Origin of the sequence: Sporosarcina aquimarina (assembly GCF_023715615.1) — a bacterium.
Classification (GTDB): domain Bacteria; phylum Bacillota; class Bacilli; order Bacillales_A; family Planococcaceae; genus Sporosarcina; species Sporosarcina aquimarina_A.
This window is the reverse complement of record NZ_JAMBOM010000002.1, coordinates 386,068-399,717: the sequence shown is the minus strand read 5'-3', so window position 1 is coordinate 399,717 and position 13,650 is coordinate 386,068. Positions and strand designations below refer to the sequence as shown.

Annotated in this window: 13 protein-coding genes and 1 pseudogene; 9 read left to right on the top strand and 5 right to left on the bottom strand. The window is 40.5% G+C overall.

The features are described 5' to 3' along the window. Positions 1-143 precede the first annotated feature (143 nt). Together M3197_RS09000 and M3197_RS08995 are read left to right on the top strand one after the other, a co-directional pair. Positions 144-1,430: a purine/pyrimidine permease gene (locus tag M3197_RS09000; protein WP_251660854.1), complete on the top strand. Its 1,287-nt coding sequence runs from the start codon at positions 144-146 to the stop codon at positions 1,428-1,430. Positions 1,431-1,514: 84 nt separating this feature from the next. Beyond that, positions 1,515-2,708, top strand: a complete 1,194-nt coding sequence (locus tag M3197_RS08995; RefSeq protein WP_251660852.1) for an NAD(P)/FAD-dependent oxidoreductase — start codon at positions 1,515-1,517, stop codon at positions 2,706-2,708. 55 nt (positions 2,709-2,763) lie between these two features. Here M3197_RS08995 and ypfJ read toward each other — a convergent pair whose 3' ends face one another. Both ypfJ and M3197_RS08985 read right to left on the bottom strand, forming a co-directional pair. After that, positions 2,764-3,606: a KPN_02809 family neutral zinc metallopeptidase gene (gene ypfJ / locus M3197_RS08990; protein WP_251660850.1), complete on the bottom strand. Its 843-nt coding sequence runs from the start codon at positions 3,604-3,606 to the stop codon at positions 2,764-2,766. A gap of 104 nt (positions 3,607-3,710) precedes the next feature. Then, positions 3,711-4,205 carry a TspO/MBR family protein gene (locus tag M3197_RS08985; protein ID WP_251660848.1) on the bottom strand — a complete coding sequence of 165 codons (495 nt, stop codon included), beginning with the start codon at positions 4,203-4,205 and terminating at the stop codon, positions 3,711-3,713. A gap of 130 nt (positions 4,206-4,335) precedes the next feature. Between M3197_RS08985 and M3197_RS08980 the strand changes: the two genes are divergently transcribed. The 3 genes and pseudogenes from M3197_RS08980 to M3197_RS08970 form a co-directional block, all read left to right on the top strand. Then, entirely contained in the window at positions 4,336-4,962 is a 627-nt protein-coding gene (locus tag M3197_RS08980) for an SIMPL domain-containing protein (protein ID WP_251660846.1), read from the top strand. 167 nt (positions 4,963-5,129) lie between these two features. After that, the gene (gene cyoE / locus M3197_RS08975; protein ID WP_251660843.1) at positions 5,130-6,044 is read left to right on the top strand and encodes a heme o synthase; all 915 of its coding nucleotides are present in this window, start codon (positions 5,130-5,132) and stop codon (positions 6,042-6,044) included. A 344-nt stretch (positions 6,045-6,388) separates the two neighbouring features. After that, positions 6,389-6,580 (top strand): annotated as a pseudogene (locus tag M3197_RS08970) (transposase); the annotation flags it as partial. 462 nt (positions 6,581-7,042) lie between these two features. Here M3197_RS08970 and M3197_RS08965 read toward each other — a convergent pair. The 3 genes from M3197_RS08965 to M3197_RS08955 all read right to left on the bottom strand — a co-directional run bounded on the left by M3197_RS08965 (position 7,043) and on the right by M3197_RS08955 (position 9,996). Then, positions 7,043-7,612, bottom strand: coding sequence for an SLOG family protein (locus tag M3197_RS08965; RefSeq protein ID WP_251660841.1), 570 nt, complete (start codon positions 7,610-7,612; stop codon positions 7,043-7,045). A 15-nt stretch (positions 7,613-7,627) separates the two neighbouring features. Beyond that, on the bottom strand, positions 7,628-9,580 hold the full coding sequence (locus M3197_RS08960) for an elongation factor G (protein WP_251660839.1): 1,953 nt from the start codon (positions 9,578-9,580) through the stop codon (positions 7,628-7,630). A gap of 80 nt (positions 9,581-9,660) precedes the next feature. Further along, the gene (locus M3197_RS08955) at positions 9,661-9,996 is read right to left on the bottom strand and encodes a DUF5658 family protein (protein ID WP_251660837.1); all 336 of its coding nucleotides are present in this window, start codon (positions 9,994-9,996) and stop codon (positions 9,661-9,663) included. 542 nt (positions 9,997-10,538) lie between these two features. On the opposite strand from M3197_RS08955, the gene M3197_RS08950 reads away from it, so the two are divergent. The 4 genes from M3197_RS08950 to M3197_RS08940 all read left to right on the top strand — a co-directional run bounded on the left by M3197_RS08950 (position 10,539) and on the right by M3197_RS08940 (position 13,543). Then, a complete protein-coding gene (locus tag M3197_RS08950; RefSeq protein ID WP_251660835.1) occupies positions 10,539-11,318 on the top strand; it encodes an SDR family oxidoreductase in 780 nt (259 codons plus the stop codon). 86 nt (positions 11,319-11,404) lie between these two features. Continuing rightward, complete coding sequence (locus tag M3197_RS08945; protein ID WP_251660833.1) at positions 11,405-11,980, top strand: histidine phosphatase family protein; 576 nt, start codon at positions 11,405-11,407, stop codon at positions 11,978-11,980. A gap of 770 nt (positions 11,981-12,750) precedes the next feature. Then, entirely contained in the window at positions 12,751-12,891 is a 141-nt protein-coding gene (locus tag M3197_RS17465) for a DUF3953 domain-containing protein (RefSeq protein ID WP_432813990.1), read from the top strand. Positions 12,892-13,018: 127 nt separating this feature from the next. Then, positions 13,019-13,543 (top strand): P-loop nucleotide/nucleoside kinase family protein, encoded by a 525-nt coding sequence (locus M3197_RS08940; RefSeq protein ID WP_251660831.1) that lies wholly within the window; start codon positions 13,019-13,021, stop codon positions 13,541-13,543. Positions 13,544-13,650 lie beyond the last annotated feature (107 nt).

Sequence of the window (13,650 nt, the reverse complement as noted above, 5' to 3'; positions counted from 1 at the left end):
TTCTATACTTATTTTGTACCCACAACGGTTTCACTTCAAGCGGTAACTACCTCTACATATTTAAAGTGTACCTAACGTAATAGGAAATTGCATGGTATACTGAAAAACGAAAAATTCGAGCGGATTTATTGGAGGAATTGCATATGAAACAACTTGCAGGAGGCATTCAATGGGCAGTATTTTTAATGGCGTCTTCAATCGCTGCACCTATTGCAATTGCCCACGTATTTGGAATGGATTCAGGGGATACCGCCCTGTTTTTACAACGGACTATTTTTGTATTAGGTGTTGCATGTCTATTACAAGCATTACTCGGCCATAAGTTGCCGATTAATGAAGGACCAGCTGGTTTATGGTGGGGAATCTTTGTTGTCTATGCTGGTATGGTTGGAGTGTTTTACAGCACTGCCGATGATGCATTACAAGCCCTCCAAAGTGGGATGCTGTACAGTGGAGTATTGTTTATCATCCTTGCAGCAGCAGGCGTCATTACAAAAATGAAAAAACTGTTCACACCCGCCATCACGTTCACGTATTTAATGTTGCTAATTTTGCAGTTGAGCGGAACGTTTGTTAAGGGCATGGTAGGTGTGGAAACTCCAGCAGATGTGATTGATTTGCGTATGGTCTTCGGTAGTTTGGTCGTGCTGATTATCACATTTGTTGCAATGGGCAACAAAAGAGAATGGGTATCCAAATACGCTGTGTTGCTTTCGATTGTTGTTGGTTGGGCGATTTTCGCAGTTATTGGTCGTGCTCCAAGCGTAGGGATCGTCTCCGACCATATCATTGAATTGCCAAAAGTATTTGTCTACGGACCGCCAGTTTGGGATGGTGGCGTTGCAGTAACAGTTGTTTTCATAACACTGTTGTTAATCGCAAATATGTTAGCTTCCATTCGGGTCATGGAAAATTTGCTTAAACAGAAGTTTTCCATGCAAGTAGAAGACCGTGTTCGCCAAGGTTCTTTCGTGTCAGGGATTAACCATTTACTATCAGGTGTGTTTTCTGCAATTGGTCCTGTTCCAATTTCCGGCGCAGCTGGATTCGTTGGAACAACGGGAATGGCATCCATCATACCTTTCATAGTAGGGAGCGCCTTAATCGTTGCAATTACGTTTTTTCCAGCTATTATGGCCATATTTGCATCGCTGCCAGCACCTGTTGCATATGCCGTTACGTTTGCTATTTTCACTAAGATGGTATCCATGGCGTTTTCTGAGCTGGATGAGGATCCTGAAAAAGAGCGTGCACGAAAAGCCGTTGCGATTGGTCTGATGACCGGAGTAGGGATTATGTTTGTTCCTTCTGCAAGTTTTGCTCAAATGCCAGCTGTTCTGGCTTCAGTATTATCAAACGGACTAATAACAGGTACGATTGTAGCGATTGTCATAGAACAACTATCCCTTCGACTAAGTAAGCATCCGTAAAAATCTTTTTGTTTCTAGGTTTGTGTTCACTTCATAAGTGGGAATAGTGGTTAGAGTTGAACGGAAAACTAGAGGGAGATATTTATGAAGCTGACAACAGGACAAACTTATTGGGATAAAACAGCAAAACCCACTTCGAAGTTCTCGGTACTCGAAGAAGATTACAACGCAGAAATTGTAATTATAGGCGGGGGGATGTCTGGAACACTAGCTGCGTATAAGCTAGCTTCCGCAGGCAAGAAGGTGACAGTTATAGACCGTTGCGAAGTTGGAAGAGGAAGTAGCTCTGCTAATACGGGACTTCTTCAGTATGCAAGTGACACGATGCTTTCTGAATTTGTAGATCGGATCGGTGAAAAAGACGCCGTACTCTTTTACAAAATGTGTCTAGAAGCGATGGATGAGTTAACAAAGATTGCTTCCACATTGTCTAAATCTACTGGGTATCGTTTGCGCGACAGTATTTTCTATGCGTCCACGCCTAATGATGTGGATAAATTGAAAAGAGAATACAGTTATTTAAAAAAATATGACTTTCCAGCAGAGTATTTAGATCATCAGAAGTTGGTTGAAGAATACGGAATTGACAAACCAGCAGCATTGCGGACTTGGCACGATGCTGAAGTGAATCCTTACCAATTCATACAAGCGCTGACTGCAGAAAATTTAAAAATGGGTGTTACGTATTTTGAACATACATCAGTCAATTTAGATTCCTTGGTTGAAAATACAGTAATGACTGAATCTGGCGCTAAGATTTCATTTGACTCAATTATTATCGCAACCGGATACAGCAAGCTATACAGCGAGCTGAACGGTAAAGCGCATATCAATCAGACATTTGCGATTGCGACAAAACCGATTGAAGGGGAACTTTGGAAAGATAGCGTGATGGTGTGGGAAACCAAAAAGCCATATCTCTATTTCCGAACCGCTCCAGGTGGCAGAATGATTGCAGGAGGTTTAGACGAAGAATCGAGTGAGTTGTACGATGATCCAGAATTTATCCAACAAAAAGGTCAGGAAATTTTAGATGAAATAAAAGAAATGTTTCCACACTTAGATGTTCAAATTGATGATGCATGGAATTCGTTGTTCGGCATTTCAAAAGATGGATTACCATTCATGGGTGCTGCGCCTCATCAAGACAATGTCTATTACTTGCTTGGATATGAAGGCAATGGGACGTGTTATTCAATGGCAGGAGCTTCAATCATTAAAGATTTACTGGACGGCACTCATAACCCATATGCACACATCGTCAAGCCTAGTCGATAAAAAACGTTCGAATCTGTCTCTATTTTGACAGGTTCGAACGTTTTTAGGTAGGATTTTAGAAATTCAATCCTGCAAATGTATTACCGCCTTCAATCGTTCCAGTTTCAAAACCTTTAGTGAACCAATCTTGACGTTGCTTGGAACTTCCATGCGTAAAGCTTTCAGGGACAACATATCCTTGGGACTTTTTTTGGATTGTATCGTCACCAACAGCACTCGCTGCTGTCAAAGCTTCTTGCAAATCACCTTTTTCTAGCAAATTCTTTTGTTTCGCGCGACCTGCCCAGACGCCAGCATAGTAATCGGCCTGCAATTCAAGTCTCACGGAGTACTTATTATATTCCTCTTTACTTAAACGATTTCGAAGAGCATTCATTTTATCACTTGTTCCAAGCTGTTTTTGAACGTGGTGCCCGACTTCGTGTGCAATGACGTAAGCCATCGCAAAGTCACCAGGAGCTTGGAAATTTGATTTTAGTTCATCATAAAAACTTAAATCGATATAGAGCTTTTCGTCACCTGGACAGTAGAAAGGGCCAATTGCTGAACTGGCTGATCCGCATGCGGACTGGACGCTACCTGTATACATAACCAGTGTTGGGTCTTCATAGGTCATGCCTTCTTCAGCAAATACTTCAGACCACACATCTTCCGTATCAGCAAGAACGACTGAGACGAAATCCGCAAGCTCACGTTCCTCTGCCGTTTCTTCATAAGGTTGGGTCTGAGCCGTCTCTTCACCAGAGAGTGTACCGAGCAGTTCAGAAGGATCACCGCCTAATAATAGAACAACGAGTGCAATGACAACGGTTCCGATTCCTCCCCCGACAATTGCTGTTCCACCTCTTCCGCGTCGATCTTCTACGTTTGTACTTTCTCTTCGTCCACGCCATTTCATAAGCATAACCCCTTGTATTCAATATAGAGTGCTGTAGTTCTTAAGCGTTCTATACCCATAATTGAAGGGGACCTATCCTGAAAGAAGAAAAAGCTTGTGAATCATTATCTGTTCAGTTTCCAAATTGAATAATTCAAAGCCCATGCAAAAGAAACCCAGCCCATATAAGGAACGAGTAATTTCCCTGCCATTTTGTCAACCTTGTTGAATTCATAAGCTGTTAACGAGATCATGGCAAACAAAGTAGTCATTTCAATCAGCGCTGTTCCACGTAAGTTCCATTTGAAAAAGAGAAATGACCAAATATAGTTAAGACCTAATTGTAGCTCATAGGGAGTCAGCACTTTTTGCGCGTCTCTAGGATTTGAATGCTGTTCAGCGCGATATTTTGCATAGCCCATTAAACCATATAAAGCAGTCCATGCGATCGGAAATAGAGAAGGAGGCGGGCTGAACGACGGCTTTTTTAGTTGAGAATACTGCTTTTGAGTATTTCGATTCGCTAGCCAACCGGTTATTGATCCTCCAATTACAGGGACTAAAATATTTCGAGCTAATTTACCCCAATTTGTGGTTGCAACAGTAGTAGTGTTTTTCAATTTTAACGACTCCTTTCAATTATTTTTCTTATTCCCTAAATCGAATCGGGAAAACGGATTTCAACAGAGTTGAATAGAATAGATGAACAAAGAAAACCGATATGCGAAGAAATGGAAAGGATGAAAATAAATGAGTGAGCAACAACGTCAGACGATGATTGTAACGGGAACTGGAAATGTAACGGGAGAACCTGATTTAGTCACGATACAGCTTGGAATTACAACGCATTCAGAACAATTAGCGGATGCGCAAGCAGAGAATACTAAACGTTCGCAGTCAGTAATTGATCGACTTACTACATTAGGAATACCGAACAACGAAATTCAGACCTCATCTTATACGGTATCTCCCCAATATGATTACATCGAAGGCCAACAACTTTTTCGAAATTATGAAGTGCAGCATCAACTCCGTGTAACGGCAAGGGATATACCAAGCATTGGGGAAATCATTGACGGTGCCGTACAGTCAGGTGCAACGGATGTGTCTTCAATTCAGTTCAGTATCGAAAACTCATCCGGTCTTTATGAACAGGCATTAAGTAAAGCTGTTGGAAATGCACAAGCACATGCACAAGCGCTTGCACAAGCGGCTGACGTTGTACTGAATCATGTACCTGTGAATATTCAAGAAGCTGTACAAAGTGAGGCAAGACCATTCACGGTTCAAATGGCAAAAATGAGCGCTGCTCCTCGAATTGAACCAGGAACATTAGACATACAAGCGACTGTTACTGTAACGTATAGTTTTCGTTAACTAAACAAACATGGAAGATATTGCATACCGTTGAAAGATACAGGGTTATAGAGAAATGTCACATTTTCTTCAATTCATGTCTTACTGTTTCTGTCCAAAAGATGATATAGTAGTATGAAGGAAATTTGTCTTCTAACTTCTTATCATTCTTTAAAGGATGCGAACTTATGCAAAAAACAATGGAGCGAGCGCTCGAAAAAGAACAGCATGCGTCAACGCTTGCTAGTGATCTGAAATATTTGTTTAAAGGCCCTGTGTTAATTGCAAACATTCTTCCTGTTTTTGCAGGATTTTGGCTTGGTATCTATTTCTATGGTGGCACATTTGCGGAATACATGTCACTTTTCTTCTTAACGATGGCAGGTAGTACGATGCTTATGGCGGGGGCACTTACGCTAAATAACTGGTATGAAGTTGACCTAGACCGAGTAATGGCCCGTACTCAGAAACGACCTACTGTAACTGGCAATATCTCTATGGCAACCATTCTTAAAATCGGGATTGTGTTATCAGTATTAGGAATAATCCTGTTATATGTAGCTGCACCAAGCGCTGCAATTTATGGGTTTATAGGCTGGTTTACGTATGTAGTCCTCTATACGATGTGGTCAAAGCGGAAATACACACTCAATACGGTGATCGGTAGTGTATCAGGTGCGGTTACTCCACTTATCGGATGGGCAGCAGTGGGATCGACTTATCACATGGTACCAATTATGTTGGCAATCGTGTTGTTCATCTGGCAGATGCCTCACACATTTGCGATTGCTATTAAGAAATTGGATGAATATCGGGCTGCAGGTGTTGCGATGCTCCCAGTGGTTAAAGGAATTCCCATGACCAAGCGTCAGTCAATCGTCTATACCGTTTGTCTATTGCCACTACCATTTTTCTTGGCGGCATTCGGCACGGGGTTCATCGTGTTAACAACGGCTATGAACATCGGTTTCTTCATTCTTGCTCTAGCAGGGTTATTCGTGAAAGATGATTATAAATGGGCACAATGGATGTTCTTATACTCAGTGAATTACATGACCATTTTCTTCATGTCGATGATCCTCATGACTACTTCAATTCTGTAAGTATACAAAGAAAAGGCAGAGTGCATATGCGCTCTGCCTTAGACTGTAGACAAACCCTAGTAAACATAGGGATTGCCTGCAGTTTTTTTCTTTTACAATAGGATTAACTATGAAAAGTTGATTTTCGCTGCGAGCGGACGCTTTCCGAGGGGCTTGCTCTCAGCCAATCGAACGACGAAGGGTTCGATTTGCCGTGTTTTAGCGAACTTTGCTGAAATTAAGGCAGCACTCATCTCCCTCGCTTTGCTCAGTCCAGGGTCTTCGAGCTTTCGCTGATCCCTCCGGAGTCGCCGCTCTCCGCTACAATCAACAGTATCTCCCAACTATCAGATGGGGTAAAGGAAATGGTGATGAAGAATCAAATCATAGAACGGGAACAGATGAAGATGATAACAATCTAACAGTTAGTTCCGCAAGACCATCGGGTCCGTAAATTAGAGGCAGCAATTGATTTTTCCTTCATTTATCAATTGGTTGCAGATTTATATTCACTACTCGGGAGACCGTGCATAGATTCAGTTGTTTTCCATAAGATGTAATTTATTTAATACCCTAAATCTTCTTAGGGCTGTCTATCGCATACCATGCTTCTCCTTGGCCTCCGCAAAACACGTTCAACGGTCTCTTTGCATTTTCATAGACTTCTTTGATTTCATATCGGTTTCTCAAGTCTTCTGCTGTATCTAGTTATTCTTACCAGCTGGATATGGAGCACTCCGATTCCATTCTTTGATTGAATGATGTGAATGTCTCATGAGAAGTCAGTTGATTGAAGTGCAGGACGGCGACTCCTGGGGATCAGCGCAGCGCGAAGACCCCACAGGAGCGAAGCGACGAGGAGGCTGAGGGCAAGCCCCCGGAAAGCGCCCGTCCGGAACGGAGATCAACGGCCTGACATCCTTCATTTCCAGAGTCAACGATGCCAAACAGAGAAAAGGGATGGAAATCAAATCGATTCCCGTCCCTTTTCTCTGTTTAAAAATGATACGACTTGCTTGTCAAAAATCCATAAAAGAATCTTGTTCCGCACGTTGAATGTCTTCTGCGATCAGTTGTAAATCATCTGCAGTAATTGTTAAGATTTCATACGAATGCTTTTCGGCAAACTTTTCGGCCATCCGTTTCATGAACTTTGGAGAACCCTCGTTTTCTTCGTCGTAAACGACAAGTAGGCCGTCTGAATTTCTCAGTAAAAATTTATCGCGCTCGATGAATTGCCAAGGTGCTTCATATGGGCGCTTCGTCAAGCTCACTTGATAATCCGCTATAAGTTGAAGCTCTTCATAATCTTGTTTTTTCGCATCGTTCCAATTTTTATCCTGCTCTAAAAAAGGTGTAATGAGTGCTAGTTGAAGATCAGGAAAAGTATCTCTCAGATCATCCACGACTTGTCCCCCCCAAGTTTCACACCCAGGCTGACCGCTAATAATGACCCATTCCAATCCATTCTCGACAAGTCCTTGAAGCCTGTCTGTCAAAGCTTTTTTTATGATATTAATTCCTGGGTGCTTTGCGTCAAAAATCCCAAGTTCATGGGGTTTATAGCCAGTAACAATTACTCGTTTCATGAAAACTCTTCCTTTCTACTCAACTTCACAATGCATGGCAGCTTTAGCTTCTTGCCAGGGGACCGCGTACCCTTTGCCTTTTGCACAAAACACCGATGAAGACGAGTATTCCGGGTCAGCCGATTTGTCGTATCCAATCTGATCTATCACTTGTTCTGGATTGTGACAAGGGCCATATCCGTCCAATGTCAGAATGAGTACACCTTTGCCTCCTGTGTAGGAAGCAAACTCTGTACTATAATTCATGAAAGTTGCAACAGGAACACGACCAGTGACAGTTGTAGTGTTCCCAGAGGTTTCAGGGGCATGGAAAATTCCATGCGCCGTTTGTATGTCCGTCAGTGCTCGTCCAATAAGGTCACTATCGATTTTCATTTTAAATGCATAGTAGGGCTCAAGAAGTAGGTTTTCCGCTTGTTCCAAACCTTGGCGAAGTGCCCGAAACAGGGATTCTCTGAAATCACCACCAGAGGTATGCTCGTTATGTGAACGCCCCGTTAGTAACGTAACGGAAATATCGGTAAGCGGGGAACCCGTTAAAATCCCATGATGATCACGTTCAAACAAGTGTTTTTCAATGACACGCTGGTGACCATGGGATAGGTCGTCCGTATGGCAACGTGACGTAAAGTGAATGCCTGAACAACGCTCGGCAGGTTCCATTTTAACGTGCACTTCGGCATAATGTTTTAACGGTTCGAAATGGCCGTATCCCGTAACTGTAGAAGCAATTGTTTCTTTATAAAGAATGGTGGGAGTTCCGAAAGTAACAGTCATATTGAACCGCTCTTGTACAATATGTTGCAACACTTCAAGCTGGATGACCCCCATGACGCGGATTTCAATTTCTTGGCTATGCTCATTCCATACCGCATGTAGTGTTGGATCTTCAGCATCGAGCATGTTGAACACGTTCCAAACGTCTTTACTGGAATAAGAGGGATCATACTGGACAGCGGCTTTAAGTGCAGGTTTCGAGCTGTAAGGGTTAGGTTCGTCCTTGAGACCAATCGTGTCTCCAGCAGATGCGTTCGTTAGACCGGTTACAGCGATTAAATCACCTCCAGTTGCATCGGGGATTGGGGTGAATTTGATACCGTTATATATCCTGATTTGTGTAACTTTTTCATCCAGACCACCGACCGTCAATTCATCACGTACATGAAGAGTACCGCTTAAAATTTTTAAAAACGTGATGCGTTGGCCATTCTCATCATGGCGAATTTTATAGACAGATGCAGTAAATGGCTTACTGTCTTTTTCTGTTTCTGGACAATCTATGAGATGTACAAATGAAGAAAAGAAAGAATCGATGCCAATGTCCTTCAATGCAGATCCTTGTCCTGTTGGAAAAACTTTACCTTCCTGAATAAGGAGTTTTAACGTCTTCATCCAATAATTTGCATCGTATCCAGCATCCAAATAGCGATCCAGTAAAGAATCATCACGCTCCGCAAGCCACTCTGCCAATTCTTCTGTCATCGTTCCATCAGGAGCAATCTGACCCAAGTCAAAACAATCTGCAGACAATGATTCTTGAAGGTCAACCATTACAGCAGCTGCATTAGCTGTGTCACGATCCATTTTGTTAATGAATAAAAATGTAGGAACCTTGGCATCTCGCAGCAATTGCCAAACCCGCTCCGTATGCCCTTGGACACCATCGACAGCACTCACTAATACAATCGCTGCGTCCATCACTTGGACTGCCCGTTCCATTTCAGGGGAGAAGTCGGCATGACCTGGAGTATCAATCAATGTAAACGAGCTTCCCTCATATTCAATCTCCGCTTGTTCTGCAAACACAGTAATTCCTCGAGCGCGTTCAATCGAATGATTATCCAAAAAGGCATCTTGATGATCTACACGTCCACGTTCCCGTATCTGTTTCGTCAAGAAAAGAAGTTGTTCTGAAAATGTCGTTTTCCCCGCATCTACATGCGCGAGAATTCCTATTGTTTGTTTCATCTATGTACCCGCCATTTCCCAAAGTCGTTGTACTGACAGTATAGCACCAACACGATTTTAGATGAAATACGGGATTTGCTTTACGAGAATTGAAGTACCAACCAAAAAACATGCAATCCAGAGATCATGGCGTAAAGACCAATCGTAAATTGGAGGAGTCTTTGCACAAATCTAGAATGAGCAACTGCCGATTGAATTCTAAAAAGACTCATTGGTAGGCCGAGCTTCACAAAGTAAAATCCAATAATACTTCTTTTATATACATATTCCATCATGGGATTGGCTTCCTCAATTAGCTCAAAACGTAATCCGAAATCGGTTGCAAGAGCGTCAAAAATAGACAAGCTTACTAATATCCAAAGCATTCGATTCGAACCAACTAAAACAGAGCTTTTCAGCATCTCCAAATTCTGCATAGTAACTCACCTTTCTGATATACATGGGTATCAGCATGCATACTAGAAAGAACATCTATACAAGTAGTTGAAATTCTATTATTCAAAAAGTCTTCGCCTGGAAAGTATACCAGCACAGTTTAGGATGTTGTTTAAAGTTTTATTTTGAGCACTTACAATGGAAATTGATTATTTTGAAAAAAAGTGCAATATAAGAAGTGGAAATTTGATACAATTTAATAGAGACGAAATACTTATTTCAGGAAAGAGTCAAGCTAACGGTGAATACAGTTACTTTCTGCTTCAGAGGGCCTACATTTCGAGGGGCGTGGCTTGAACCTCCTTGTTCGCGTAAAGAAAGCCCGCGGCCGCCGGGGTCTCAAGACGAGTGCAAAGATATGCTCTTAACACTTTGCTTTTGTTCGCAAAAGCCGTTCTTCGATTTGTCTTTCGTTGATCCCTTCGGAGTCGGCCATCTTCCGCTACAAGCAACTGAGCATAGTACTATAAATCGATTCTTCTACAAATGAACCATTTTATAGAATAATTAAAGGGAGGAAGATATGGGCATTTTAAATGGAAAAATAGCTATTGTAACTGGTGCAAGTCGTTCTCAAGGTATTGGCTCTGCAATTTGTTTAATGCTTGCAGAAGCAGGTGCAGATATCTTTTTTACCCATTGGAGCGATTATGACAAAAATGAAGGTATTGGTGCAGAAGAAGGTTATCCATATGTTTTAAGTAACAAGATAAAAGATTTTGGAGTACGGTGCCATCATATGGAGGCTGATTTGTCAGAACCAGAAGCACCAACAAAGATTTTAAATTGTACTGAAAAAACTCTTGGTACAGCAAGTGTGTTAATAAACAATGCCACCTATCAAAAAACAGTTAACTTCCGTTCAATGAATGCAGAAATTCTTGAAAGACATTATCAGATAAACAACAGTGGAACAATTCTACTCAGCACGGAATTTGCTAAAAGGTTTGAGAGGGCTTTTCCCGGTAAAAGTGGTGGAAGAATTATTAATTTCGTCTCAAAAGGGCCAGACCCCAATAATCTAGCCTATATTGCTTCGAAAGGTATGCTAATTGCAATAACTGAACCATTATCAGTGGGACTCGCACCAATAGGAATTACCGTCAATTCAATAGACCCAGGGCCCACTGATTCAGGCTGGATGGATGAAGAACTAAAAGATTCATTATCACAATTCTTCCCTACAGGGCGTGTTGGACAACCGGATGATGCCGCTAGATTAATAAAATTTTTAGCTAGTGATGAGTCCGAGTGGATTACAGGTCAAGTCATAAAATCTGAAGGTGGGTATGCAGGTCGATAATATAAATATGGAAAATGGTTCGATTAAGGGACATGAGCTAAGAAAACAACAATTTATTTTAAATTGTAAAAATGGGTGGTGATTAAGTGGAGTTGATATTTATTCGTCATGGTCAAGGTGAACACACACTAGACATACCAAATAGCTTGTACTTAAAGAATCCTTCATTAACAGCAAAAGGAATAAATCAAGCGGAGTTGTTAAGAAAAAAGTTTCTTATAACGGATGAGGATATTTTATTTATAAGCCCTATAAGAAGAACCATAGAAACTGCACTGATTTGGACTAAGAATATGGACTGCCGTAAGATTGTAAGTCCGTTAGTTTCTCCGCGAATATTTCCTACTCGTACAAATGCAGAGACATTGCCTTGTGATGAATTAATTGATTTAGAAATAATAAAAAGTGATTATCCGAATCTAGAACTAGATACAAATGTGGCTACTTATTTATGGCATGAGGGTATCAATACTATGCCAGATAGAGAATACAATAAGATTGCACACGAATTTATTGCGAGTTTGAAGTTATTGAAAAGTAATAAAATATATATAGTATCGCATGATGGTACAATCACTGCTTATCGTCAGTTTATATCTGGCTGTAGTTTGTCGAGAGAAGATTTTTTGGATGAAACAGGATGGTTTGAAATTAAATGTTGAATTATAACTATGTAGTTAGGAGTTCTATTCTTTTATGATTTTCAGCAAAATGCTGTGATTGCTTGATAAGGTCTAGCGTCTATATCGCAATTTGGCCATTTGTAGCTATAGGATGTAATTTATGGGGGGCTCAATATGAAGGACAGAGTATTGTCCATAGTAATATTGTTTTTTGTTTTAGGAAGTGTAGTTGTAAGCAGCATGGCATCGCTAAGTCGTACCTTTCAATCAAATTTTTATATCGTAGCTATGGTGATGCTAATCATGATTGGGATACTATATCTTCTTGAAAAAGTTAAAAGCATTAGAGAATAAACAGTTTGAATTGCCGTCGATCTAACACCGTTGTTGGATAGGGACTGCGTTACAATCAGGCAAGATGATTAGAAACTGAAAAGGAGGAGAGGAAAATTAATTTAGATTCTATTAATAGCACCGTTAACTTAGGAGATGTTGTATTTCTACTGGTTTCACTAAGTTTTACGGTGATAATTATAGCTTTGATAGTATTATTAATTCGTTCTAAAAATAAGCGGAAACAGCAACTCGATAGAATTGAAAAGAAAATAGATAACCTTAATCAGTAAAAAAATGAATAATCACACAAGCGGATAGGGAGCGGAAGAAGCACTGTACCTGAAAGGGGACATTTTGTGGTAAAGCGTAAGTTGAAATGGAGGTTTATCGTGCTTAAAATTATTTACTTTACTCTAGCAATAGTTGTAATCACTTTATCGGGTTATAGCCTAATCACTAAAGACTTTTCGCTAATGTCTTACATGATGTTTGCATTGGGGTTGCTCATGCTTGTTATGGGAATTACTGAGTTTCAAAGAATGAAAAAGGCGAATGCAATAATGATCGTATTTGCTTCTACATTTATTTTTTTCGTTGCAATTTATACTTTTTAACTTTTACCAAAAAAGGGGGCTCTTGCTGGATAAGGATCATGCCACAATAGGGCCATTAAACGGCATAAGGCTAATTTCGCTAACGGGTAGTTTAGTGAAAAATCAAAAGGAAAGTTAGGTGCTAAACATGTTTTTTGTTCAAATGTCTGGTTTCCCTGGCTCTGGAAAATCAACGTTATCCCGACAAATTGGTAAGAGAACAGGAGCAGTCCTAATAGATCATGACATTGTAAAATCTGCTTTATTAAATTCAATAGCTGATATTCCGTTTGATCTCAATACCGCTGGTAGGATTTCATACAATATTGATTGGTCTTTAATTGAATTTCACTTATCACAAGGACAAAGTGTAATATTTGATAGTCCCTGCTTTTATCAGGAAATGGTTGATAAAGGAATAGACTTGTCTAAAAAATATAATGTGAAATACAAATACGTTGAGTGCTACCTTAACGATTTCCATGAGGTTAATTATAGATTAATAAATCGAGAAAGAATGGTTAGTCAAATAAGGGAGATAAGTTCTGAAGCGGTTTTTAAAAGTACCATAGAAAATAGCAAAAGACCAACTAATTATCAGTGCCTAGTTGTGGATACTGGAAAGCACCCAGAAAGCTACATTAATCAGGTTATAAATTACATAAATGATTGAGTAATAAATTCATTCGTAATACAAGAATCGGGGGTGATTCTTTGGTAATACACTCTTAGTTGAGTGGAGTGCAAGCCGTCGACTCCGAGAGGATTAGCGTGTGCTTG